Genomic DNA, 25,548 nt, shown 5'->3' with positions numbered 1-25,548 from the left:
ATTACTAGTTACGTAACCGTTTTATTTGGAAAGCACTCTGAGGCATGATACACTAATTGTGTAATATATAATTTTGTAGGAGGGAATATTATGGCGAAAATTGGTAAAGAATTATTGGATCAACTCACTTCCGAAGGTGTACAAGGACCATTTGTAACAATCATGTTAAATACACATGTGGCTCATCAAGACATCGAAAAAGATCAATTAAAATTCAAGAACTTTGTTAAAGAAGCAAAAAAACGATTTAATAAACGTTATTCTGAAAACGACTGGCAAAAATTTCAGGAAAAAACAGATACGTTATTGAATGATCGAAACTTTTGGCGTAGTGCAACAGCTAGTGTTGCGATTATTTTAACAACCGAAGAAACCTATGTTCACCGTTTAAGTATTGCTGTAGATGACCAATATTATGTTGGGGATACACCTTATCTATTGGCGATTATTAAAAATGCCCAATTCAATTATAATTACCATCTATTAGGTTTAAATCGCGATTCAATGAAATTGTATTACATGGAAAATAAGCAACTTTCTGAAGTTTCTTTATCAGAAGGGGCACCAACAGATATTAAAAAAGCACTGGGTGAAGAAATTACAGGTGGCAACTTAAACTTCCGCACACAAGGAAATTCAAGTGCTGCTTATCACGGTGTCAGTGCAAAAGATGAGGAAGTCGAAATTGATTGGGTGAACTACTACCAAGCAGTGGATACTTTCTTGAAAGAGGAATTGGAAAATGGCGAGAAGTTACCACTTTATCTTTTTGCACTTCCAGAAAATCAAACAACCTTTAAAAAAGTGGCAAAATATCCTTATTATGATTCGTCGATTGCAGTATCTTCATCGCCCGCACAATTGTCTGTAAATGAAATTGAAAAAGGCACGCAAGTAATTGTCGATAAGCTAACAGCAAAAGAAGTAAAAAATTATAAAGAGTTGATTGAGCGTAAATTCTTTGATCAATTAGCAGATATTCGTCAAGCTGCATCAGAAGGGCGTGTTTCGCATCTATTTATCTCAACTTCGAACTTGATTGATGGCTATGGCGATAATCCAGAAGAGGAATATGATTGGCGACAAGTATTAAATACGTTAACAAATGATACCATTCGTAATGGTGGCGATGTTTTTGTTTTGGATCAAAAAGATGCACCAGGTGAGAAGGAATTAGTTGCTATTTTACGCTATTAGTTTTGAAATCTTCTGAAAAAAGGTAGATATTTTTATAATGAGTGTGTTATAATGAAAATGTAGTTTTTGTAATGGTAAATATGGTAGCTTGTTTCATTTTAAAACATCTTCCAAATTTTCACCTTAACAAGTAATTGCAAAATATGTGTTTATACACAAGGAGGATTTTTTAATATGGAAACAGGTACAGTAAAATGGTTTAACGCAGACAAAGGTTTTGGATTTATCACTGCAGAAAATGGTAACGATGTATTCGTACATTTCTCAGCTATCCAAGGAGACGGCTTCAAAACTTTAGAAGAAGGTCAAGCAGTAACTTTTGATATCGAAGAAGGACAACGTGGCCCTCAAGCTACTAACGTTGTTAAAGCTTAATTCTATATGAATTTACAAGACGAAGTTGAACGACTTCGTCTTTTTTGTGTACCTTTTATTGTAAGCGGTTAAAAATGAACGGTAATATAATTTTGGTTGTTAACTTACGGAAGAATCTTGTGGGTGATAGGTTTTCTATTATAATTAAAAAGAATAAAAAAGAAGGAGCAAACAATCATGTTTTTTTAAGGGGCTGTATTCTATACGCCAAGCTATGGTCAATTAGTTTTTTTTTATAAGATGTACTTATTGAAGTGGATGAACAAGGAATTATCCAAAATGTATTCCAAACAAAAGATACATTGTATCAAACCAAATTAAAAGAAGCTCAGGCAAGCGATAAATTTGTAGAGTTAGAAGACGGACAATATTTCTTACCAGGTTTTATTGATTTACATGTCCATGCTCCGCAATGGCCACAAGCTGGAATTGCCTTAGATGAACCACTCAATAAGTGGTTAGATGAATGTACCTTTCCTCTAGAGGCAAAATATCAAGACAGCACTTTTGCTCAAACGGTGTATCAAGACTTAGTGAAGAACTTATTAGCACGTGGAACAATTACTGTTTTATACTTTGCAACAGTACATTTAGAAGCAAGTTTAGCTTTGGCTGAAATTTGTGCAAAACAAGGACAACGTGGATTAGTAGGGAAAGTTGTTATGGATCATCCAGACATGAACCCTGATTTTTATCGCGATGCTTCAACACAACAAGCATTAACAGATACCGAAGAATTTATTGTAGCGGTAAAAGAACTAGGGAAAAATGTCTCGCAAGGTGTATACCCAGTGATTACGCCACGTTTTGTACCGAGTTGTACAGACGAGGGGCTAGCTGGATTGGGGCAATTAGCTGAGAAATATCATGTACATGTTCAGTCTCATTGTAGTGAAGGTCAATGGGAACACGATCATGTGAAAGAACGTTTTGGTAAATCAGATACCGAAGTATTGCGTGATTTTGGTTTGTTAACCGAAAAATCCGTGATGGCACACTGTAATTTCATCAATGAAAAAGATGGCGAAATTTTTGTTGAGACAGGGACAGCAGTGGCTCATTGTCCGATTTCAAATGCTTACTTTGCGAATGGCGTGATTCCAATCAAACGTTTGAAAGAACAAGGTGTGGAGATTGGTTTAGGTACGGATATTTCTGGCGGATTTTCACCAAGTTTATGGGATAACATCAAACAAGCAGTCATGTCTTCACGCATGTTAGAAGACGGTGTCGATGTCACTTGTGCGCAAGAAACACGTGGTGTGCCAGATTCACGTATTTCGGTCATCGAAGCTTTTTCTTTAGCAACACAAGGTGGCGGCGAGGCATTAAGCTTGCCAATTGGCGTCATCGCTAAAGGGTATGCCTGTGATGTACAAGTGATTGATATGAATGCCACAGGCGCATCGTTATCTGGTTTTGGGGTGTTTAATGAACCAGCGGAACAATTGCAAAAATTACTTTATTTAGCAACACCTGCCAATATTAAACAAGTTTGGGTACAAGGAAAACTTGTACACGAGAAGTACTAGGAGGAAAATTTGTGGAAACAAAAGTAGAGAAAAAAGGCCTAACCGTGGGTGTAAATGAAGATATTTCCTTTGGTCAAGCGTTTATTTTAGGGTTACAACATGTGTTGGCGATGGATGTGTATGTCCCACCATTTATTATTGCAACAGCTGTAGGGATGTCGTCACCTGAGGCCGCCGGATTAATCCAATCGACCTTCTTAGGTGCAGGGATTGCTTCGTTAATTCAAGTTTTATTTTTCTTGAAATTACCTGTTTGCCAAGGTCCGTCATTTGTTCCATTAGGAGCGATTATTGGAATTTATCTGGGGTCAAAAGGCATGGATACTGTGTTAGGAGCCAGTGTCATTGGTGCGTTAGCTGTCGTATTGTTAGGTTTGACAGGTGTCTATAAATATATTGTTCGGAAATTTATTCCAAGTATTGTGAGTGGGACCATTATTATGATTGTTGGTTTAACGCTCCTACCTTCTGCTTTTACGGGGAACATTTATGTTTCAAGTGAAAGTTTAAGTGTGAATCAAAATATTTTATTAGCTGCAATTACAGCAGCAACGTTAATCATTTTTTCTATGTTGGGTGAGTATTTCCCTCGATTAGGCAAAATTTTCCGTATTAGTTCTGTTATTATTGCTTTAGCTTTAGGTTCAGTGGTTGCTTCTTTCATGGGCGGCTTAGATTTTAGTTCTGTTTCAGAAGCTTCTTTCTTAAGTTTACCGAATTTAGCATTTGTTGACTTTGGGTTGAAGTTTAACTCATCTGCTATTTTAACGATGTTAGTGATTTATATGGTATTGTTAGCTGAAACAACAGGCACATGGTATGCTGTCAGCGCCGTAACCGAAGAATCTGTGACGGATGAACAAATTAATAAAGGCGTGATCGGTGAAGGATTAGGCTGTTTAACTGCTGCTTTAGTGGGAACAACACCGGTAACTGGCTATTCAACAAATGCAGGTATCATTTCCATCACTGGTGTAGCAAGTAAAAAAGTCTTTGTTATGGCATCGGTGTGGTTTATTATTTTATCTTTCTTAGGTAAATTATCCGCATTGATTCATGCAATTCCATCGGCTGTCATTGGTGGTGTCTTCTCTGTGGTATGTGTCATTATCATGCTAAGTGGTTTCCGCGTGATTAAGAACCAAGAGTTCTCTGAGCGTGAATTATACATTATTGGTGTGCCACTAATTTTTGCAATTGGTTTATTATTTATGCCAGCTGAAGTCAAACAAAGTGCGCCACAATTCATTCAATATTTATTAGATTCACCGATTGCTTTGAGTGCGATTGTTGCGGTTGCCATGAATAAATTAATTCCTGAAACAAAATAAAATCAAAAAAGATTATCTTCACGGATGGTCTTTTTTGTTTGGGCAAAGGTGGGCGAATAAAAATCTTTGTAGTATAATGCAAAGAGCATGTGTGAGGAGGAAGAGGATGAAGACCACTTATGCAATTGTAGATATTGAAACAACAGGCACCGATCCTAAAAGCGATCGTATCATCCAATTTGGTTGTGTCTTAGTTGAAAATAATAAAATCGTTAGTCGATTTGCGACCGACATCAATCCGATGCAGCCGATTTCCAAACAAATTCAAAACTTGACGCATATTTCTAATAAACGAGTGAAAAAAGCCCCGCTCTTTGAAGATGTTGCCCCGATTATTTATAACTTATTAGAAAATACGGTTTTTGTGGCGCATAATATCCATTTTGATTATCATTTTTTAAATCATGAATTAGAGCGTTGTGGCATGCCGCCGTTAAAAATTCCAGGAATTGATACCGTAGAATTAGCTCAAATCTTTTTACCAACGGAAGTTAGTTTTCGTTTAGGCGATTTGGCAGAAAGTCTGGGGTTAGAACATGATGCGCCTCATCAAGCAGATAGTGATGCGGAAGTGACGGCTGCGTTATTAGTTTATATGGAACACATTATGAAAGCATTGCCCTTAGTGACAATGGAAAAAATTGCTCAATTAAGTACGGTAACTAGCATGCAAACGAGCGAGTACATTCAATCTGTTATGCAAGAAATGCGTGACAATCCCCAACCATTATCAGACAATTTGGAAATTGTTGATGGGATTGCTTTACGAAAAAAAGAAGTGAAATTATTTTTAGAACAACATTTTGCTAAACCCTATCCAACGACTAAAAAAGAAAAAATGGCGTTATATCAAGAGAAATTAACCTATCGTAAAGAGCAAAGTAAATTGATGAATATTATTTATCGTCATTTTACTACCAGTGAGCAAAAAGATTTATTGGTTGAAGCATCCACCGGTATGGGGAAAACAATTGGTTATCTGTTACCCGCACATTTTTTAGCTACGCCAGAAAAGCCTGTCATTATTAGTACGGTGTCTATTTTATTGCAGCAACAATTGATTAATCAGGATATTCCTTTATTGAATACACTATTAGAGCAACCCATTCAAGCGACTGTTGTTAAGAGTAAGAATCACTATATCGATTTGCAACGATTTAAAGCAACGTTAAATATTCCTGTACAACAAAAACAGTACGCGTTATATCAAATGGGAATATTAGTGTGGTTAACGCAAACAGTCACAGGTGATTTTGATGAGCTAAATTTAGTTCGTCTGAATCATCTATTATTCCAAGAAATCAAGCATCGTGGGGTAGAGAATCTAGCGAAATCACAAGCACTTTACAAAGAAGATTTCTTGCGTCATTTGTATGCTCAAATGAAACAAAGCAATGTTTTGATTATTAATCATGCGTTGTTAGCACAAGAAACCCAGCGACAACAACAATTAATCCCAAATAGTCCCTATTTAATTATTGATGAAGCCCATCATTTACCAGACATTATGGAACAAGTCTCTAATTTTTTTGTTGATACGAGTGCTTTTCAACGCAAGTTAGGACAATTTCAAGACGAAGGACAATTATTTGATTTAATTCAATTAATGGTTGATCAAGATTATGAAACATCACGCTTATTCCAATTGTATCGTGATGAATTGACAGCTATTGTTGAAGTACAAGAAGATATTTTTTATGAATGGTCACAAACAACAGGGATTAGAGAAGAGAATATAGTGACCAAAGACCAACGAGAAGCTGTTTCTCGCCAGTGTGAGAAAAATATTCAACGTTTGCTATTGTATTATGAAGAGTTACTAGTGTTACAAGAACAATTAACGACCCTGATGCATCGTATGAATCATTCTTGGTTAAATCGCCAGCGCATTTTGTTTGGGGATTTGTTAAGTTTCTTTGATGAAATGGTTCGTCAATATCAATTAATGGATCATTGGTTTTCAAATTGGGAAGAAAATTATGTTCATTTTTTATCGATTTATGGTAATCAACGAACGGTGAAATTACAATTAATTGATTTTGATGCTGCTATTTTGCCTAATACACGTTGGTATGAGCGCTACGAACATATTTTGTATATTGGTGGTACGTTACGCGTGTCGGGGGATCGTAGTTATTTTGCGAAAAAATTAGGTATTCCTGAGGCGCCATTAAAAGTGATACCAACAACTTATGATTATGCCAAACAAGCCCAATTATTTACACTCGATAAAGGCATTGCAATTCATGACTACGATGCGTCAGAGTATGCGAAATACTTAGCAAACACCCTGACGACTTTATTGGCAGATACGAAGCAACCTGTGTTGGTTTTGTTTACTTCTCATGATATTTTACAAAAAGTGTATAGTCGTATGCACATGAAATTTTTAGAAAATGGTCGTGAAATTTTAGCGCAAGGAATGGGCGGTAGTCGTGAAAAACTTTTAAAACGATTTATCCAATCCAATGATAGTATTTTATTTGGTGCAGATAGTTTCTGGGAAGGTGTCGATTTACCCGGAGACTCTTTACAACTATTGATTGTTACACGTTTGCCTTTTGAAAATCCTGAGCGTCCAATGGTGAAAGCTCGGCAAGCCTATTTAGAAAAACAAGGAATCAATCCTTTTATCCAAGAAACCATTCCGAAAGCAGCGTTGAAATTACGTCAAGGGTTGGGGCGTTTGATTCGTTCTCAAGAAGATAAAGGTACGATGATTATTTTAGATCGTCGGATTGTGACAACCAAATACGGGAAAAAAATGGCTCGTGCGTTACCAAAAGAATTACTTTTACAAGAAGCTTCCGTCGAAGAAATTCGTGAGGCAACGGTTCAGTTCTTAGAAAAGACCAAAGATTTAAATGAAAATAGTACAGATTCAGCGAAAGTTTTTGTATAATGAGACCTAGCAAGAAAGGAAGTGAACAAAAGAAGTGACAGCCGATGATCAAAAAGAAAAACGAAAAATTATTGCATTGTTGATAGGAATTACTATCCTGCTGCTTATTATTCTCTTTTCTTCGCTTTCTTACATTCGTGCAACCAGTTCAATCCGTCAAGCCAAAGCTGAAGCGACTCAGCTTGCTAAACAATATGCAAGTATTGAAGAAGTCGATCGTTTTTATTGGTTTACTAGAGAAGATACGTATTTTTCTGTCTTAGGGAAGAATCAGGAACAACAAGATGTTGTGGCCATCATTCCTAAATCAGGAGAAAACGTGACCGTACTGGCACAAGATGAAGGGTTAACGGAAGACGAAGCGAAAGAGAAGATTTTTAAAGACTACCCAAGAGAAACGTTACGAAAAGCGACTCTAGGTATGTTTGAAGACCAACCTGTTTGGGAAGTGATGACAAAAGGTAATAAGGGGAATAACTATTATCTTTTAGACTTCAAAGACGGGAAAGAAGTCAAAGTAATTCGAAATATTTAAGGTGTAAATTGAAAGGGTGAATGAGATGAAATTATCAAAAAGAACAGAAACATTAGAACCATCTGTAACGTTAGCTGCTTCGACAAAAGCGAAAGAATTAAAAAGCCAAGGCGTTGATGTCTTAAGTGTGACATTAGGAGAGCCGGATTTTCCAACACCAAAAAATATTCAAAAAGCAGCCATTGCGGCGATTGAATCTGGAAAAGCTAGCTTCTACACACCAAGTGCAGGTATTCCGGAACTACGTCAAGCGATTGTTGATTATATCGAAAAATTTTATGGTTTAACGTATGATGTTTCTCAAACATTAGTAACAGATGGAGCTAAATTTGCTTTGTATGCGTTATTCCAAGCGATTTTAGATGAAGGCGATGAAGTCATTATTCCTACACCGTATTGGGTAAGTTATGGTGAACAAGTCAAATTAGCAGATGGGACACCTGTTTTTGTTGAAGGTAGTGAAGACAATCAATTTAAAGTGACTGTTGCACAATTAGAATCAGTCCGCACAGAGCAATCAAAAGCGGTGATTTTAAATTCACCTTCTAACCCTACTGGTATGATTTACACAAAAGATGAATTACAAGCAATTGGTGAATGGGCCGTTGCACATGACCTTTTAATTATAGCAGATGATATTTATGGTCGTTTAGTCTATGATGGTAACGAGTTTACACCGATTGCGACGATTTCTGAAGAAATTCGCAAACAAACACTGATTATCAATGGCGTTTCAAAAAGTTATTCAATGACTGGCTGGCGCATTGGTTTTGCGATTGGCGACAAAGAATTGATTCAAGCGATGACAGATATTGCTTCTCAATCAACAAGTAATCCAACAGCGGTTAGTCAATATGCAGCTGTAGAAGCATTAACAGGTACACAAGATACTGTGGAAGAAATGCGTCAAGCTTTCGAGGAACGTTTAAATCGCTTGTATCCGTTAATGTTAGAAATTCCAGGTGTGAAATTGGCTAAACCTCAAGGTGCCTTTTATTTGTTTCCAAATGTTAAAGGTACGATGGAACTTTGTGGATATACGGATGTTACTGAATTTACCGATGCGTTATTAAATGAAGCGCATGTTGCAGTAGTGACCGGTGCTGGTTTTGGTGCCAATGAAAATATCCGTTTAAGTTATGCCTCAGACTGGGCAACCTTAGAAGAAACTGTCAATCGAATCAAGGCATTTGTTGAAAAAAATCGCAGAAAGTAATACACTGTCATAGAATGTTTAATTATAGAATGGAGAGACACACGTGGAACAAATTCAAATTATTGATGCAAAAAAACATGTCGGAGAAACCGTTAAAATCGGTGCATGGATTGCGAACAAACGCTCAAGCGGAAAAATCGCCTTTTTACAACTAAGAGATGGAACAGCAATGTTTCAAGGAATTGTTGTAAAAAATGAAGTCGGAGAAGAAATTTTCCAAACAGCGAAAAACTTAACGCAAGAAACTTCAGTTTGGGTGACTGGTGAAATCCGTGAAGACAGCCGTTCAAAATTTGGCTACGAAATTGGTGTACAAGGCATCGAAGTGATTGGCGAAAGTCATGATTACCCAATCACACCAAAAGAACATGGCACAGAATTTTTGATGGATCACCGTCATTTATGGTTGCGTTCTTCAAGACAGCATGCGATTATGCAAATTCGTAACGAAATTATTCGTGCAACGTACGAATTTTTCAACAAACACAACTTTATTAAAATTGATCCACCGATTCTAACTGGTTCTGCACCAGAAGGAACAACTGATTTATTTGAAACAAATTATTTCGATCAAAAAGCGTATCTTTCTCAATCAGGACAACTGTATATGGAAGCTGCAGCGATGGCATTTGGTAAAGTGTTCTCGTTTGGACCAACTTTCCGTGCTGAAAAATCAAAAACACGTCGTCATTTAATCGAATTTTGGATGATGGAACCAGAAATGGCATTCATGCACCAAGATGAAAGTTTAGAAATTCAAGAACAATATGTTGCATTTTTAGTGCAAAACGTTTTAGATAATTGTGAATTAGCGTTAGAAACACTTGGGCGTGACCGTGCAATTTTAGAAAAATATACAAAATTGCCTTACCCACGTATTTCTTATGATGAAGCAATTGACTTATTAAAAGAAAATGGGTTTGATGATATTGAATGGGGCGATGATTTCGGTTCACCACATGAAACGTTTATCGCGAATTCATATGACCGTCCAGTTTTTATCTTAAACTATCCAAAAGCAATTAAACCATTCTATATGAAACCACATCCAACACGTGAAGATGTTGTCATTTGTGCCGATATGATTGCGCCAGAAGGTTATGGCGAAATTATTGGTGGTTCTGAACGTGACGTAGATTACGATCATTTATTAGGTGAAATCGAACGTCATGGATTAAATCCAGAAGAATACTCTTGGTATCTTGATTTACGTAAATATGGTTCTGTTCCTCATTCCGGTTTTGGTTTAGGATTAGAACGAACAGTGACTTGGTTAGCAGGTATCGAACATGTTCGTGAAGCCAGTCCATTCCCACGTTTGTTGAATCGTATTTATCCATAACACTACAAAACGCCCGCTTTTTGGGCGTTTTTTTGTTATACTAAAGACAAAAGAAGAGTGAAAACAAATGTGTAAATTTGCCGTTTTACACTTTTTTTTCACGAAAAAATAGAGGTGTATCGATGAAAGTTATCATTATTGGCGCGTCATTTGCGGGCGTATATTGTGCGTTACAAACACGTAAGCTACATCCAGATGCAGAAATTATTGTGATTGAGAAAAATGAACAATTTGCTTTTTTACCAAATGGATTATTGTTATATCTTCAAGGAATTTATGAATCATTAGAAGAAGCAACCTTTATTTCAAAAGAAGTTTTAGAGAAAAATGATATTCAATTGCATTTAAACGAAGTCTTTTTATCGTGCGACAGTCAGAAGAAGACAATCCAAACAAATGGTGCGAGTTACACGTATGACAAATTAGTTTTAGCAACTGGTTCGACACAACAATCCAAAGTAATTGAATTAGCAGAAGAGGAAATTTATCACTATAAAACATATCAAGCTGCAAACTATTTGCTACCGAAAATTGAACAAGCACAAGAGATTACCTTGATTGGTGCCGGACAAGCTGGCATGGAAGCAGCAAGTGTTTTTATTGGGCTAGGAAAAAAGGTACAAGTCTTTGAAGCTATGGAGTATCCATTATTTAAGTATTTTGATCAAGACTTCTTAACGCCTTTTTTAACTGATCTGGCGACAATCCCTCATTTAGATTTACGATTAAATCAACGAATTGCACACGTGACACAAGAAGAGTCAACAAGCGACTTAATTCTAACGACAGTGAATGTGCATCCAACTGAAACCATGAACGAGTTAGTAACGCATAGTGATTTAACCATTCAGACCAATGATTTTTTAGAGACATCAGAAAAAGATATTTTTGCAGTAGGTGATTTAATTCAAATCCCTTTTGCGTTGACCAACGAGAAAATTTATCTTCCGCAAATCAACCATGCTGTGCGTTCTGGTATGGTAGTAGCTGCTAATTTGGTTCAACCCACTAAAAAGTTTCAGGGGGGCTTACGTATGATTGGCACAAAATTATTTGATTGGTATCTGGCAAGTGTTGGCTTATTAGAGTCAGACGCTTTTTTATATCCCCAAGTGATTCAAGTAAAAAATCTGACCTTACCTATATCCACGACTTCTAAAGAGATGTTGTATTGTAAGTTAATTCTTGAGAAGCAGACGCAACGTTTGTTAGGGGTTCAGTTACTATCACGAAACAATTGCTTGCCGATTATTGAACGTTGTGGTTGGGCCATTCAACAGGAAATGACTATGGAGGCGTTATTAGAACAAGACTTCTTTTTTCAATCAGAATATAGTACAACGTTAGCTTTTTTAAATGACTTATTCGCAGGACGTGATGCCGATGAAATTTGAAGAATTGTTAGAGAAAAAAGAAGCTAAGAAAATGTGTCTTTTAAAAAACTTATTGCTTTCGGGCGGTCAAACGACAATGACAGAAATGACGGACAAATTACAAATTTCCAAAAAATCTGTCGAAAATTATTTAGAAGAATTAATGGATGATTTAGCGCGTTATGAAGGTCAATGCCGATTGACTTACGATAAAAATAGCATTCAATTTTGGAAAGTACCGGCGTTTTCTTTACGAGAATTAGAGTTGTCTTGGTATCAAGAAGCACCTAAATATCAAATTTTAATTCATCTATTAGAAAATAAAGAAATGGCTTTTATCCGCTTAACCCAAGAATTAGCGATTAGTGAATCATCTTTATCACGAAAAATAAAAGAAATTAATGTCTTATTAAAAGAATTCAAATTAATGATTTGGCAAGGGAAACTTGAAGGAGAAGAGAGTCAGATTCGTTATTTTTATTTTCAATTAATGTGGTATTTAGATCAGTATCCACAACAGTTAACAGGAAAAGAAAAACAATTGATTGAACAATTTGAACGAGGATTTGGCTTAACATTTACTGCAGAAGCGCATCAACGAATTAATTTATGGATGAAAATTACAAAATATCGCATTTCAATCTCCAAATTATCTTTTCAAACATTTTATAAGAAATTTGAACCCTACCAAAAAGATCGCTTTTACCTTCAATTAAAGCCTATTTTTCACCGCTTTTTTAGTTATTATGCAGTAGAAATTAGAGAAGAAGAAATTATGTTGCATTTTATCTTTTTAATTAGTATGTCGATTTTAAATGAACGAGACTTCTATCAATACTCCTTACAACGCTCGCGTTTTACACCAAGTAGTATTGCGGACACCTTAATTTTAGAAAACATTTTACGATTGTATCCTCGTCCTAAAATTCGTTCAGAATGGGAAGCAAATTGTTATTATCATTTATCCCAAGTGCATCTACGGTTGTATTTTTTCCAAGGGGATGTCGAAGTGTATGATCGAGAAAATATTTGGCAACTCGAAGCCAAACTATCTAGCCGAAATATTCAAGCATATACCAAAAAATTGTTGCATTTAGCGCAAGAAACATTAGCGATTCCAGATGAGGCAGACAATAGTTTATTAGCGATGACAGAAGTAAAGTATTTAAGTATTGTCACTATTTTAGATGTAGAAATGAATCGCGAAATTCGAATTGGTATTGATTTAAAGATGGACCCGTTGTTTAAAGAAGCGGCAATCAACATGTACATGTTGCATTTAAATATGATTAATGGCGTGGTTGTGGAAGTTTATATTCCTGAACACCACTATGATTTAATTATTAGCAATCAATCTCATGAAAACGTACCGTATTATCGTTTGTCAGAGTTAGGAACCAATTATGATATTCAAGAAATAAAAAATCTGATTCGTAAATTGTAGAAAAACCCTTGCTGTGATTGAATTTTGTCAAAAAATCTAAAAAAAGAAAAAAAGATGACAAAATAAAACATAGGAAAAAAGGTAAGATATGAATGTAAAGAAAACGCTATCAAAGGAGCAGATAAATATGACGACAAAAGAGAAAAAATACATTATGGCAATTGATCAAGGAACAACAAGTTCACGAGCAATTTTATTTAATAAAGAAGGTAAAAATATTGGGAGTTCCCAAAAAGAATTTACACAACATTTCCCAAATTCTGGTTGGGTAGAGCATAATGCGAATGAAATTTGGAACTCTGTTCAATCGGTGATTGCGGGCGCCTTCATTGAATCAGGCATTCATCCGGATGAAGTAGCAGGTATCGGAATTACCAACCAACGTGAAACAACTGTGGTATGGGAGAAAGAAACCGGTCGTCCAATTCACAATGCCATTGTTTGGCAATCTCGTCAATCTTCTGGTATTGCTGATCAGTTAGTAATAGATGGTTACAAAGAAATGATTCATTCCAAAACGGGATTAATTGTCGATGCGTATTTTTCAGCAACAAAAATTCGTTGGATTTTAGATCATGTTGAAGGTGCACAAGAACGCGCTGAAAAAGGCGAATTATTATTCGGAACCATTGATTCTTGGTTGGTTTGGAAATTAACGGATGGAGAGGCACATGTAACGGATTATTCCAATGCAAGTCGTACGATGTTATACAATATTCATGATTTAACTTGGGATGAAGAAATTTTAGAACTATTAAATATTCCTCAAGCGATGTTACCAGAAGTAAAAAGTAATTCAGAAATTTACGGATATACAAAAGGGTATCATTTTTATGGCAGTGAAGTGCCTATTTCAGGAATGGCCGGTGACCAACAAGCTGCTTTATTTGGCCAAATGGCATTTGAACCAGGTATGGTTAAAAATACGTATGGTACAGGTTCATTTATTGTAATGAATACAGGAGAAGAACCACAATTATCAGAAAATAATTTATTAACAACAATCGGTTATGGTATTAATGGAAAAGTTTATTACGCACTTGAAGGAAGTATATTTGTAGCTGGTTCTGCAATTCAATGGTTGCGTGATGGTTTACGTATGATTGAAACGTCACCAGAATCAGAAGAAGTTGCAGCTAAAGCGACAGGTGGAAACGATGTGTATGTTGTGCCTGCATTTACTGGATTAGGAGCACCCTATTGGGATTCCGATGCTCGGGGCGCAGTCTTTGGCTTAACACGTGGGACAACGAAAGAAGATTTTGTTCGTGCAACGCTTCAAGCAGTCGCTTACCAATCACGCGATGTCTTAGAAACCATGAAAAAAGATTCTGGTATTGATATTCCATTATTAAAAGTAGATGGTGGTGCTGCTAAAAATAATTTATTAATGCAGTTCCAAGCAGATATTTTAAATACACAAGTGCAACGTGCAGCCAATTTAGAGACAACAGCTTTAGGTGCGGCTTATCTAGCTGGTTTAGCAGTTGGTTTCTGGAAAGACTTAGATGAATTAAAAGAAATGCAAAAAGAAGGCGAAATTTTTACACCTCAAATGGCTGATGATGAACGTGAAGAGTTATATGAAAATTGGCAAGCAGCAGTTGCTGCTACACAAACGTTTAAACCTCGCAAAAAGAAGGAAGGTCAATAACATGACATTTTCATTTGAAACAAGACGTAACAATATTCAAGAATTAAAAACAAGCACGGTTGATTTGTTGATTATTGGTGGGGGAATTACTGGTGCAGGGGTAGCTGTTCAAGCTGCCGCTGCCGGTATGAAAACTGCCTTAGTTGAAATGCAAGATTTTGCAGAAGGCACTTCTTCACGCTCAACTAAATTGGTTCATGGAGGTATTCGTTATTTAAAAACCTTTGATGTCGAAGTCGTTGCAGATACGGTGAAAGAACGTGCGAATGTACAAAAAATTGCGCCACATATTCCTAAACCAGATCCGATGTTACTACCAATTTATGATGAACCTGGTGCAACCTTCAATCTATTTTCAGTGAAAGTTGCGATGGATTTATATGATCAATTAGCAGGTGTTACTGGCACAAAATATGCGAATTATCTTTTAAGTAAAGAAGAAGTATTAGCTAGAGAACCCCAATTACAAAAAGAGAATTTACAAGGTGCAGGAGTCTATCTTGATTTTCGCAACAATGATGCACGCTTAGTGATTGAAAATATCAAACAAGCGCAAGCAGATGGCGGGTACATGCTCAATAAAGTAAAAGTACTTGAAATTGTTCATGATGAAAAAGGACAAGCGAATGGGGCAAAAGTAGAAGATTTATTGACAGGAGAAATCTTTACAATCGCTGCCCGTGTGATTATCAATACAACAGGTCCTTGGTCAGATAAAGTTCGTCAATTGGACAGTAAAAATGAACTACCGCCGCAAATGCGTCCAACGAAAGGTGTTCATTTAGTTGTCGATCGTAGTAAATTAAATGTGCCACAACCAACGTATTTTGATACTGGCAAAAATGATGGCCGAATGGTGTTTGTGGTACCTCGTGAAGAAAAAACTTATTTTGGTACAACAGATACGGATTATCGTGGAGACTTGAAACATCCTAAAGTGGAACAAAGCGATGTTGCTTACTTATTAGACATTGTGAATCATCGTTTTCCAGAAGCAAAATTAACCATTCAAGATATTGAATCGAGTTGGGCTGGGTTGCGTCCATTAATTTCCGGTAATGGTGGATCAGATTATAATGGTGGCAATAATGGGGCCTTGTCAGAAGAGAGTTTCCAAGACGTTGTAAGCGCTGTTAAAGAGTATTTGGATGATCCATCGGCTCGTGAAAAAGTAGAGAAAGCAATTAATGAAGTCGAAGTATCCATTGATAATACGGTAAATCCTTCGCAAGTATCTCGTGGTAGTAGTTTAGATCGTTCGGCCGATGGATTACTCACGCTAGCAGGCGGCAAAATTACAGATTATCGTTTAATGGCTGAAGGAGCATTACAAAAAATTCAAGAAATTCTAGCAGGAGATTTTCAAAAAAGGTTCGTTTTAATTGACTCTGTAAACTATCCAGTTTCAGGTGGACGAATCAATCATCAGAAAGTTGATGAAGAATTAGCAAATTTAGCGAAATTAGCAGAAGACAAAGGATTGAACGAAAAAGACGCATTGCATTTAGCTAATCTATATGGTTCTAATCTGGAAAAAGTCTTGCAGTATGACGAAAAAATTGCCGGTTTATCAGTGCGTGATAGTTACTCGTTAAATTATGCGCTGCATGAAGAAGCCGTCTTGACGCCTGCCGATTATTTAATGCGTCGCACCAACTTTATTTTGTTCATTCGTGATGAAGTAGATGCTATGAAAGAGCCGGTTATTAACAAGATGCAAGCGTTCTTTGGCTGGACAGATGAAGAGACGGAAAAACAACGTGCGGAATTAGAAGCAGTAATTGCAGAATCTGATCTAAAACAATTGAAAGAGGAGTTAGGACAATGAGCGATATGACACAGATTTTTAGTGAGTTTTTAGGAACAGCGATGTTAATTTTATTAGGTAGTGGTGTATGTGCTGCTGTCAATTTAGCTAAAAGTAAGGCTCAAGCATCAGGCTGGATCGTGATTGCTGCAGGATGGGCAACAGCCGTAACAATTGCTGTATATGCATCTAGCTTTATGGGGCCTGCACATTTGAACCCAGCAGTAACAATTGGTATGGCTATTGCTGGTAAATTTGCTTGGAACTTAGTCTTTCCATTCATCATTGCTCAAATTATTGGAGCAATGGTTGGTGCTACACTTGTTTGGTTAGCATATTTACCACATTGGGCAGAGACCAAAGATCAAGGTGCCATTTTAGGTACATTTGCGACAGGACCTGCTATTCGTAATCTTCCAGCTAACTTAGTGACTGAAATTATTGGGACATTCGTATTAGTGTTTGCATTATTAGCTTTTGGTGAAACAACATTTGCTGATGGTACAAATCCGATGGTTGTCGGAATTTTAATTTTAGCAATTGGTTTATCTCTAGGTGGACCGACTGGCTATGCTATTAATCCAGCACGTGACTTAGGCCCGCGTTTAGCACATCAACTCTTGCCAATTGCTAATAAAGGCAACTCTGATTGGGGCTATAGTTTGGTGCCAATCGTTGGACCAATTATTGGTGGTGCCGTGGCAGCAGGCGTCTTTAATATCTTACCACTTTAAAAAAACTTACTTTTGTTGAACCGAAATACTTGTATGTTTTTTGAATACGTGTTATGAATAGAGTATAGAATTAATAGTTATTTGCTTTATTCAAAAGGGGGACATTATTATGGTTCAAGTGAAAGAAATTGTTGTAGGCAATCGTTATGAAGTACAACCTAAAAATTTTCATCGTGGTGTCATTGGTACAATTAACCGCGTAGAAGATGGTTCCATTGTTATTAAAGTAGAAAATTATGATATTTGTGATCGTGGTAAAGTAAATCCAGATCGATTATTAGAAATAAATACAAGTGACATTAAGTATTTGATTGATGATAGTTGTTTCTTTAGTTAAGTAAAAACCATCTTTGGGAAGTAATTCTTCAAAGATGGTTTTTTGGTGCAAAAAAAACAGGGAATACATGAAATATTCCCTGTTTTCGGCTAATCCATTGGTATTAGTAAAATTTTTGAAAAGGGTGTTCCTGAAAAAATATGAGTAATTTTATTACCACCTGCGGCTAATGTTGAATGCCAGAAGCGATTTTGATTTGGTGTATTTCCCCAGAAAAAGCCAATATGGCAATCATAATTAGGTTTGGTGAAATCAGCTTCGAAATAAATCAAATCACCTTTTTTGGCTTTCCCACTTTTTAGCAAAGCATTAATCGAATAGAACGTGTAATAATCAGTGTTAGCCGTCAAAGCATCACGCCAATTGTATGCATTTGCTACACCACCAATGCCATTCGTCGCGTTAGCTACTTTATTAATATTTGCACCACTATTTCTAAGTGCTGTAGCAATAAAACCTGTACAGTTGAATCCTGGACCATATTGATTTGGATTACCGATTGGACTCATCACACTCGCTGGAATAGCAAGGGAACCTCTGAATGGTGTGTTAAGATACATCCCACTATTATTATTTAATTCATTTAGAATGTTACTACGATTGATACCTAGATAAGCACCAGCACCTTTAACTAAACTTGTCCCAGTTTCGTTGATATAGCCAATCCAATGGCCGTTGTTTTCATATAAACTCAAGTATCGCGCCCCATTAAAATGATCGTAGTAACCACGAGCTAACACTGTTTTCCGTTGGTACTTTGAGGAATGACTTCGTTTTTGCCAATCAAAATTTTGCCAAATATCGTAATTGCCAGATTGAATCGTGACGTATTTGTTGTAAGCATGATACTTGCCCCCACCACCGTTGCTTGATAATTTGGTCGCTGTGGCATTGATATAGCCTATCCATTTGCCGTTTTTATCGTATACAGTCAAGTAACGCGCCCCATTGAAATGGTCGTAATAGCCACGAGCTTGTAGCAATTGCCCGTGATAATTGGCGGAATGACTCCGCTTTTGCCAATCAAAATTTTGCCAAATGTCATAATTGGGTGACTGAATGGTGACATATTTGTTGTAGGCACGGTACTTGCCCCCGCCACCATTACTTGATAGTTTGGTCGCTGTGGCATTGATATAGCCTATCCATTTGCCGTTTTTATCGTATACAGTCAAGTAACGCGCCCCATTGAAATGGTCGTAATAGCCACGAGCTTGTAGCAATTGTCCGTGATAATTGGCGGAATGACTGCGTTTTTGCCAATCAAAATTTTGCCAAATATCGTAATTGCCAGATTGAATCGTGACGTATTTGTTGTAGGCATGGTACTTGCCCCCACCACCGTTGCTTGATAATTTGGTCGCTGTGGCATTGATGTAGCCCACCCATTTGCCGTTTTTATCGTATACGGTCAAGTAACGAGTCCCATTGAAATGGTCATAATAGCCACGAGCTTGTAGCAATTGCCCTTGATAATTGGCAGAATGACTGCGTTTTTGCCAATTGAAATTTTGCCAAATATCGTAATTACCGGATTGGATGGTGACATACTTATTGTAGGCATGATACGTGCCTTGAGGTTCAGCTACACTTTTAGTGTAAGATTTATCAATATAACCGATGCCCTTTTTATTATTGTCTTCAATAGAGATGTATTGGTTACCATCAAAATGATGATAAAGTTTTTTTGCTAGAAAAGTCGTATCTAATAACGTATTTGTTGATTGCTCGTTTTGTAAAAGTGTATCTTGATAGAAAGTTTTATTCGAAGCGTGGACAGTAATATAATTATTGATAGCTTCAGGTGTTCCTAAAGGGGTATCTGTTAATGATAAGTTTTCATCTTTTAGATAGCCTACTTGATTATCTTGATTATTAAAAAGTACTAAATAGGTTTTTCCATCTAAAGCAGTGATACGTTCATGAACGTAAAAAGTTTTATTTAGTAATTTAGTGGAATCTATTTTTTGTGTTAAATAAATGTCTTGATAGACGACATTATTATTTGAAGTTATTGTGATATATTTTTTAACAGTTTGTGGAGCATTAACAAATTCAATTGCTTCTTCGGAAATATATGCGACTGTTTGTTCATTTGTATTGCTTATTTTGTAGTAGGCTGTTTGGTCATTAAATACAATTTTTTCACTTATTTGATAAATTGTATTACCGATTAGTTGTTCTTGATAAGTTTTTAGTTGTAAATTAGTTTGTTCTTTAGAAGTGATGAGATTTTCTAAGGTTTGCCAATATTCATTTGAAGTATTTTTTAGAATACCTTGTTTATCAATAGTTTCGACAGTATACGTTGGTTCAAGTGATTGAGACTCACTTGATTGTGTTTCAGCTGTTGACGAATCTTCTACAATTGTCGACTCAGTAGTTGAATCTTCAATCATTGTCGAATTACTTGAGATAGATTCATTGTCTACACTAGATAGGTCTCCAACTGATTCAATAGTTTCTGCTACAGATACAGACGGCAAACTTTCTGTAGACTCAGTAGTTTCTGCAATGACTGAGTCTACAGATGAGGTGTCATTGGCTAAGACAGGTGTGGATGTATTGATAGAAAAGAGTGTTGCTATTAAACTGACACTAGAAATCAAAAAATAATTCTTTTTCATTGTTTTCTCCCCCTAAAAATATTCTCAATTCTACTATATCATATTTATATAATACAGTGCCTTTTTTATAGAATAAATTAAATTGAGATAATTATTTATTTTAAATAAAAAATATGGTAGCTTTATTGATAGTGTGTCATTTTAAATGTATATAAAGAAACAAATTATGGGGAGTTTAGTAGCTAATATGAAAAAGAGAAAAAGAATCATAGTTGTTAGTGCTTGTTCTGTGTTAATGTTGCAACCGTTATTAAATGTGTATGCAACAGAATCGACAAATGAAGCAACTATGTCAACAGAAATAGAAAAATCATTTGAGGTGGATGAAACGGGAGAAATAAATCAACAGTCGATTTCAGATAGTTCTATTGTGGAGCAAGAGATGGAATCAATAAAATCAGAACAAATTTCTTTGACAGAGTCTACTGGTTCTGCATCAGAGGAAAGCTTGGATGAAAGCCATACAGTTTTGGATGACTCCCAAAAAACAGAAGAATCAGCAACGATTGAATCAACTACAGAAACGACAATCCCTGAGCTAAAGAGCGATGAAGAGTATATTTTCCCAAGTGGACGTTCTGATTTAAACAACATGCAAGCTTTTAGTGCATCGTTAGCAATTCCACATGTTAGTGCTACTGATACAAATCTACCTAAAAAAAGTTTTATTGATATTTCTTCACATAATGGCTATATAAGTGTAGAAAATTTTAAGATTATTAAGTCTTATGGAGTAGATGGTGTTGTTGTAAAGTTGACAGAAGCAACCAGTTATCAGAATCCATATGCTAAAGATCAAATAAAAAATGCTTTAGCTGCAGGAATGAAAGTTTCTGTTTATCATTACAGCTGGTTTAAAACAAAAGACCAAGCAAAAAAAGAAGCGGATTATTTTGCAGCTATGGCTAATTCTTTAGGGCTACCGAAAGATACTTTGATGGTCAATGATATTGAAGAACCTAAAATTGCAGAAGGTAATAATCATACGCAAAATTCATTAGAGTTTGAACAACGATTGAATGAATTAGGTTTTATGAATGTGAATCATTATGTAGGGATGCATTGGATTACTAGTGGAAAAATTGATTCGAACATATTGGGCAATAGAAAATTATGGGTTGCTGCATATCCATATGTACTAAGCACTACGCAAAGATATACAGAATATGGAGCATGGCAATGGTCTTCACAGATGACATTTCCAAATGTTCCAGGAATATTTGATATCTCTTCTGATTATCATCAGGATTTTATCAATCAATTAGTTATTGAAGATGAAAAAATAACTGATTTCCAGGAGTTCAATTATGCAATGATTAAGAAAAATGTCCCTCTTTGGCAACTTGACAATCAAGAAGTTAGTTCTATAGGGAATACACAGAATTTGCTAAATCAAACGCTAAAAATCAATTCATTGCGTAGAGATTCCAATCAAACGCTTTATTATTTATTAGAAACCAATACAGGAGATTTATTAGGTTATGTGAAAGCGAATGATGTAGAAGGAACGAATAATGCCTATGGAGAATATAAAAAATATAATAAATATGTGACTATTCAATCTGGTAATTACGATATTTGGCAAAATTTCAACTGGCAAAAACGTAGTCATTCCGCCAATTATCAAGGGCAATTGCTACAAGCTCGTGGCTATTACGACCATTTCAATGGCACACGCTATTTAACCTTGTATGATCAAGCTGGTAAATGGGTGGGTTATCTTGATGTGGCGGCCACCAAATTATCAAGCAATGGTGGCGGGGGCAAGTACCATGCCTACAATAAATATGTCACCATTCAATCCGGTAATTATGATATTTGGCAAAACTTTGATTGGCAAAAACGCAGTCATTCCGCCAATTATCAAGGGCAATTGCTACAAGCTCGTGGCTATTACGACCATTTCAATGGGACTCGTTACTTGACCATATATGATAAAAATGGCAAATGGATAGGCTACATCAATGCCACAGCGACCAAATTATCAAGCAACGGTGGCGGGGGCAAGTACCATGCCTACAACAAATATGTCACCATTCAGTCACCCAATTATGATATTTGGCAAAATTTTGATTGGCAAAAGCGGAGTCATTCCGCCAATTATCACGGGCAATTGCTACAAGCACGTGGCTATTACGATCATTTCAATGGGACTCGTTACTTGACCATATATGATAAAAATGGCAAATGGGTGGGCTACATCAATGCCACAGCGACCAAATTATCAAGCAACGGTGGCGGGGGCAAGTATCATGCATACAACAAATACGTCACGATTCAATCTGGCAATTACGATATTTGGCAAAATTTTGATTGGCAAAAACGAAGTCATTCCTCAAAGTACCAACGGAAAACAGTGTTAGCTCGTGGTTACTACGATCATTTTAATGGGGCGCGATACTTAAGTTTATATGAAAACAACGGCCATTGGATTGGCTATATTAACGAAACCGGTACGAAATTAGGACCTGAAGTTAAAGAAAAAATGGCAGAAGTTCAACAATTATTAGATCAACAATACTATTCAGCTAATTATGGCATTTATGTAATGAGCTTAATAGATGGATCTGTTGCTCAAAAACATGGAAGTAAAATTTTTCATGCAGCAAGTACGGGGAAATTACCAGCGTTATACTATACACAAAAAATGATTAGTGATAAAAAATTAAATGGAGAAACATTGTATCTTTACACAGATTCCATCAATACTATGTCAAATTCTTATATGCGTGGTGGAGCAGGGATTTTACAAGGTCAATCTTTTGGTAAGAAATATTCGTTAAATACTATCATGAACTGGACTGCTAAGTATTCTGATAATCAGGGAGCTAATTTTTTAGGATATTATGGTGCAAATAAATATGATACAACGATGAAACAAGAGATTAGTGCCATTATGAAACGTAATTGGACAAATCCTTTTTATGTTAGTGCAAAAGATAATGCATTTATGATGCAAGCGATTTATCATCAAGGTGGAAAACTAATTACAGATTTATCAAATACTGTATATGATCAACAACGTATTCCTAAATATATACCTGTTCAAGTAGCTCATAAAATTGGTGATTTAAACTCACTTGCACACGATGCAGCAATTATTTATGCAGAACAACCATATATACTAGTTGTAATGACAGAAAATGGTGTGGGTTATGAAGTTATTTCCCAGTTATCTAAACAAATATATGACAGATTAAAGTAATAAGCTTTTTTTATAAAACTAAAATTTATAGTCATTAATGCGGAGGCTAATATCAATATGATAAAAAGAACTACCAAGGGTGTACTAAATCCAACTTTTGTATCTATTTTAATTTTAGTTATTGTATCTTTATGTTTACAATTCGTTCAGATACAAAATAAAAATTTATATTTAGGGTATGATTGGATATTTCACTACAATCGCTTTTATGATGCTGCTCAACAGATAAAAGAAGGGAATTTCCAATACTTTATTTCAATGTATGGATTCTCTCAATCGGGTAGAATTATTAATGCAGTATATGGTCCTATGTTTGCTTATTTTAATGGACTATTACTTTTAATTTGTGGATCCTGGTTCAAGTATCAACTATTTACTAATTTTCTCATTACTTTTTTTTCAGCTGTATCGATGTTTTTCTTACTCAAGAAAAATGAAGTTCGTAGCTTAGTAAGTATTTTATTGGCTATTGTTTATACTACTTTCAATATTGTTCAGGGGTGGTTGTTTAATCAAACTTTTAATACTTGGGGGGCAGTCATACTGCCTATTGGTATTTTAGTAGCTACTAATTTTTTGAAAAAAGATGTTTCCTGGAAACTTACTTTTTTATTAGCTTTTGTAGTAACGCTCTCTATACAAATTCATATACTAACGAGCTTATTTTTAATTGTTATATTAGGGGTATTTTTTTTAATAGGTGTGTGGATATCTTCAAATAAACTCAATTTGATGAAGTCAGTGATTATAGCGGCTATTATTACAATTGCTATGACTGCAAATGTATGGTATCCATTAATAGAATTAAACTTCGAAAATGTTATGAATCCACCATTTTTAAGCTATGATTTTGATTCCTCGGCGTTACAAGTGAGCTTATTCAAATTACCTGCACATATTACAATTATTGTATTTCTGTTATTTATATTACAATTTCTTTTTGTGTTATATTTGCGAGTCAATTTAATAAATCGCTTAGCAACAATTTTTGGATTACTATTTTTTTTGATGGCTACAAAAGTATTTCCATGGAATGAAATACTAGAAAAAGTTCCAGGGATTTCAATTCTCCAATTTCCATCTCGTTTTTTAGTAGTAGCAATTGTTTTTATTGTGTTAGGTTTAGGTCTTTCTATAGAGCAATTAATCTATCATAAGAAAAAAATATATACAAATGTTATGTATATATTGTTGATAATGATTGTTACAGGTGGAGTAACTCAGCATATTATTGCTACAGAAAATCGTTTGTCTACTTGGAATTCGGAAACTGTCATATCTATGGACAGGACAACTATTCTTATGGAAAAAGATTCAAGTGTATTAAAAAATAGTTTTAGTCCGAAAGCATCTCTGGACGCACCTCTAAAGTTATTTGTGAAACCTACTCCAGACTATGTTCCATTAAAAAACAAAAAATTGATTACGGATGCTAACTTTCATCCCTATCAAGAATATCGTCAAACAATACTTGATAATAATTTAAATTCAAGAATAGAAAAATCAGTTGAAAATAAAAAATTAATTCTTAAATGGCAGTCTGATAATATTGAACAGCAAACCTTACCCATATTTGTCTATCATCGAACACAACTTTATTTAAATGGTAAACTACTAGACAAAAAAAATATTGTAACAAATAATATAGGTGCTTTGATAATTGATAGCAAAAAAGGGAGTAATGTATTAATCGTTAGTTATAAATCGTCACCTTTATTTTCTTATTTATTTATTGTATCTGTGGTTTCTTGGATTGTTTTTATAGGACTCTCTATTAGATTATTTTATAGGAGAACTGATTATTTATAATATCAAATTAAAGAAAAATAGAATGGGAAAATCTAAAATAGATACGTTTCATTCTATTTTTGTTTTCTCTCAAAGCTAGTGAAAAAAGCTTTACTATGATACAGACCGTAGTTACCTTCTGAAATTTA

The 25,548-nt window shown here is 35.5% G+C and carries 16 protein-coding genes and 1 pseudogene; 16 read left to right on the top strand and 1 reads right to left on the bottom strand.

Annotated features, from left to right (window positions below; genetic code table 11):
- Positions 1 to 90: 90 nt before the first annotated feature.
- The 14 genes and pseudogenes from PYW32_RS08545 (at position 91) to PYW32_RS08480 (ending at position 17,779) form a co-directional block, all read left to right on the top strand.
- Positions 91 to 1,197: a baeRF6 domain-containing protein gene (locus PYW32_RS08545; RefSeq protein ID WP_016174720.1), complete on the top strand. Its 1,107-nt coding sequence runs from the start codon at positions 91 to 93 to the stop codon at positions 1,195 to 1,197.
- A 174-nt stretch (positions 1,198 to 1,371) separates the two neighbouring features.
- Complete coding sequence (locus PYW32_RS08540; protein WP_016174721.1) at positions 1,372 to 1,572, top strand: cold-shock protein; 201 nt, start codon at positions 1,372 to 1,374, stop codon at positions 1,570 to 1,572.
- 189 nt (positions 1,573 to 1,761) lie between these two features.
- Positions 1,762 to 3,104, top strand: a pseudogene (gene guaD / locus PYW32_RS08535) (guanine deaminase); the annotation flags it as partial.
- Positions 3,105 to 3,115: 11 nt separating this feature from the next.
- A complete protein-coding gene (locus PYW32_RS08530) occupies positions 3,116 to 4,435 on the top strand; it encodes a uracil-xanthine permease family protein (RefSeq protein WP_016174723.1) in 1,320 nt (439 codons plus the stop codon).
- 106 nt (positions 4,436 to 4,541) lie between these two features.
- Positions 4,542 to 7,337 (top strand): helicase C-terminal domain-containing protein, encoded by a 2,796-nt coding sequence (locus PYW32_RS08525; protein WP_016174724.1) that lies wholly within the window; start codon positions 4,542 to 4,544, stop codon positions 7,335 to 7,337.
- A 34-nt stretch (positions 7,338 to 7,371) separates the two neighbouring features.
- Positions 7,372 to 7,872, top strand: a complete 501-nt coding sequence (locus tag PYW32_RS08520; RefSeq protein ID WP_016174725.1) for a cell wall elongation regulator TseB-like domain-containing protein — start codon at positions 7,372 to 7,374, stop codon at positions 7,870 to 7,872.
- 25 nt (positions 7,873 to 7,897) lie between these two features.
- Positions 7,898 to 9,088, top strand: a complete 1,191-nt coding sequence (locus PYW32_RS08515) for a pyridoxal phosphate-dependent aminotransferase (RefSeq protein ID WP_016174726.1) — start codon at positions 7,898 to 7,900, stop codon at positions 9,086 to 9,088.
- A gap of 43 nt (positions 9,089 to 9,131) precedes the next feature.
- The gene (asnS, locus tag PYW32_RS08510; protein WP_016174727.1) at positions 9,132 to 10,430 is read left to right on the top strand and encodes an asparagine--tRNA ligase; all 1,299 of its coding nucleotides are present in this window, start codon (positions 9,132 to 9,134) and stop codon (positions 10,428 to 10,430) included.
- 122 nt (positions 10,431 to 10,552) lie between these two features.
- On the top strand, positions 10,553 to 11,824 hold the full coding sequence (locus tag PYW32_RS08505; RefSeq protein ID WP_016174728.1) for an FAD-dependent oxidoreductase: 1,272 nt from the start codon (positions 10,553 to 10,555) through the stop codon (positions 11,822 to 11,824).
- Positions 11,814 to 13,247 (top strand): AcpB/EbpR/MafR family transcriptional regulator, encoded by a 1,434-nt coding sequence (locus PYW32_RS08500; protein ID WP_016174729.1) that lies wholly within the window; start codon positions 11,814 to 11,816, stop codon positions 13,245 to 13,247. The genes PYW32_RS08505 and PYW32_RS08500 overlap by 11 nt, the downstream gene beginning before the upstream one ends.
- 127 nt (positions 13,248 to 13,374) lie before the next feature.
- Positions 13,375 to 14,901, top strand: a complete 1,527-nt coding sequence (gene glpK, locus PYW32_RS08495; RefSeq protein ID WP_016174730.1) for a glycerol kinase GlpK — start codon at positions 13,375 to 13,377, stop codon at positions 14,899 to 14,901.
- A gap of 1 nt (position 14,902) precedes the next feature.
- Entirely contained in the window at positions 14,903 to 16,729 is a 1,827-nt protein-coding gene (glpO, locus tag PYW32_RS08490) for a type 1 glycerol-3-phosphate oxidase (protein WP_016174731.1), read from the top strand.
- Positions 16,726 to 17,442, top strand: a complete 717-nt coding sequence (locus PYW32_RS08485) for an MIP/aquaporin family protein (RefSeq protein WP_016174732.1) — start codon at positions 16,726 to 16,728, stop codon at positions 17,440 to 17,442. Before glpO ends, PYW32_RS08485 begins: the two co-directional genes overlap by 4 nt.
- Positions 17,443 to 17,551: 109 nt before the next feature.
- The gene (locus PYW32_RS08480) at positions 17,552 to 17,779 is read left to right on the top strand and encodes a hypothetical protein (RefSeq protein WP_016174733.1); all 228 of its coding nucleotides are present in this window, start codon (positions 17,552 to 17,554) and stop codon (positions 17,777 to 17,779) included.
- A gap of 89 nt (positions 17,780 to 17,868) precedes the next feature.
- Here the strand turns inward: PYW32_RS08480 and PYW32_RS08475 are convergent, their stop codons facing one another.
- On the bottom strand, positions 17,869 to 20,406 hold the full coding sequence (locus PYW32_RS08475) for a hypothetical protein (protein WP_016252694.1): 2,538 nt from the start codon (positions 20,404 to 20,406) through the stop codon (positions 17,869 to 17,871).
- A 187-nt stretch (positions 20,407 to 20,593) separates the two neighbouring features.
- Between PYW32_RS08475 and PYW32_RS08470 the strand changes: the two genes are divergently transcribed.
- Together PYW32_RS08470 and PYW32_RS08465 are read left to right on the top strand one after the other, a co-directional pair.
- A complete protein-coding gene (locus PYW32_RS08470; RefSeq protein ID WP_248636469.1) occupies positions 20,594 to 23,611 on the top strand; it encodes a GH25 family lysozyme in 3,018 nt (1,005 codons plus the stop codon).
- A gap of 57 nt (positions 23,612 to 23,668) precedes the next feature.
- A complete protein-coding gene (locus tag PYW32_RS08465) occupies positions 23,669 to 25,420 on the top strand; it encodes a hypothetical protein (protein WP_016174737.1) in 1,752 nt (583 codons plus the stop codon).
- Positions 25,421 to 25,548 lie beyond the last annotated feature (128 nt).

Origin of the sequence: Enterococcus saccharolyticus subsp. saccharolyticus (assembly GCF_029023825.1) — a bacterium.
Classification (GTDB): Bacteria; Bacillota; Bacilli; order Lactobacillales; family Enterococcaceae; genus Enterococcus_F; species Enterococcus_F saccharolyticus.
This window is presented reverse-complemented; position numbering and strand designations above follow the sequence as displayed.

What these genes read in the sequence shown, in the direction of transcription:
- PYW32_RS08545 (WP_016174720.1), top strand. Translation starts at nt 91, where the DNA reads ATGGCGAAAATTGGTAAAGAATTATTGGATCAACTCACTTCCGAAGGT.
- PYW32_RS08540 (WP_016174721.1), top strand. Translation starts at nt 1,372, where the DNA reads ATGGAAACAGGTACAGTAAAATGGTTTAACGCAGACAAAGGTTTTGGA.
- PYW32_RS08525 (WP_016174724.1), top strand. Translation starts at nt 4,542, where the DNA reads ATGAAGACCACTTATGCAATTGTAGATATTGAAACAACAGGCACCGAT.
- PYW32_RS08515 (WP_016174726.1), top strand. Translation starts at nt 7,898, where the DNA reads ATGAAATTATCAAAAAGAACAGAAACATTAGAACCATCTGTAACGTTA.
- PYW32_RS08505 (WP_016174728.1), top strand. Translation starts at nt 10,553, where the DNA reads ATGAAAGTTATCATTATTGGCGCGTCATTTGCGGGCGTATATTGTGCG.
- PYW32_RS08500 (WP_016174729.1), top strand. Translation starts at nt 11,814, where the DNA reads ATGAAATTTGAAGAATTGTTAGAGAAAAAAGAAGCTAAGAAAATGTGT.
- glpK (WP_016174730.1), top strand. Translation starts at nt 13,375, where the DNA reads ATGACGACAAAAGAGAAAAAATACATTATGGCAATTGATCAAGGAACA.
- glpO (WP_016174731.1), top strand. Translation starts at nt 14,903, where the DNA reads ATGACATTTTCATTTGAAACAAGACGTAACAATATTCAAGAATTAAAA.
- PYW32_RS08485 (WP_016174732.1), top strand. Translation starts at nt 16,726, where the DNA reads ATGAGCGATATGACACAGATTTTTAGTGAGTTTTTAGGAACAGCGATG.
- PYW32_RS08480 (WP_016174733.1), top strand. Translation starts at nt 17,552, where the DNA reads ATGGTTCAAGTGAAAGAAATTGTTGTAGGCAATCGTTATGAAGTACAA.
- PYW32_RS08475 (WP_016252694.1), bottom strand. Translation starts at nt 20,406, where the DNA reads ATGAAAAAGAATTATTTTTTGATTTCTAGTGTCAGTTTAATAGCAACA.
- PYW32_RS08470 (WP_248636469.1), top strand. Translation starts at nt 20,594, where the DNA reads ATGAAAAAGAGAAAAAGAATCATAGTTGTTAGTGCTTGTTCTGTGTTA.
- PYW32_RS08465 (WP_016174737.1), top strand. Translation starts at nt 23,669, where the DNA reads ATGATAAAAAGAACTACCAAGGGTGTACTAAATCCAACTTTTGTATCT.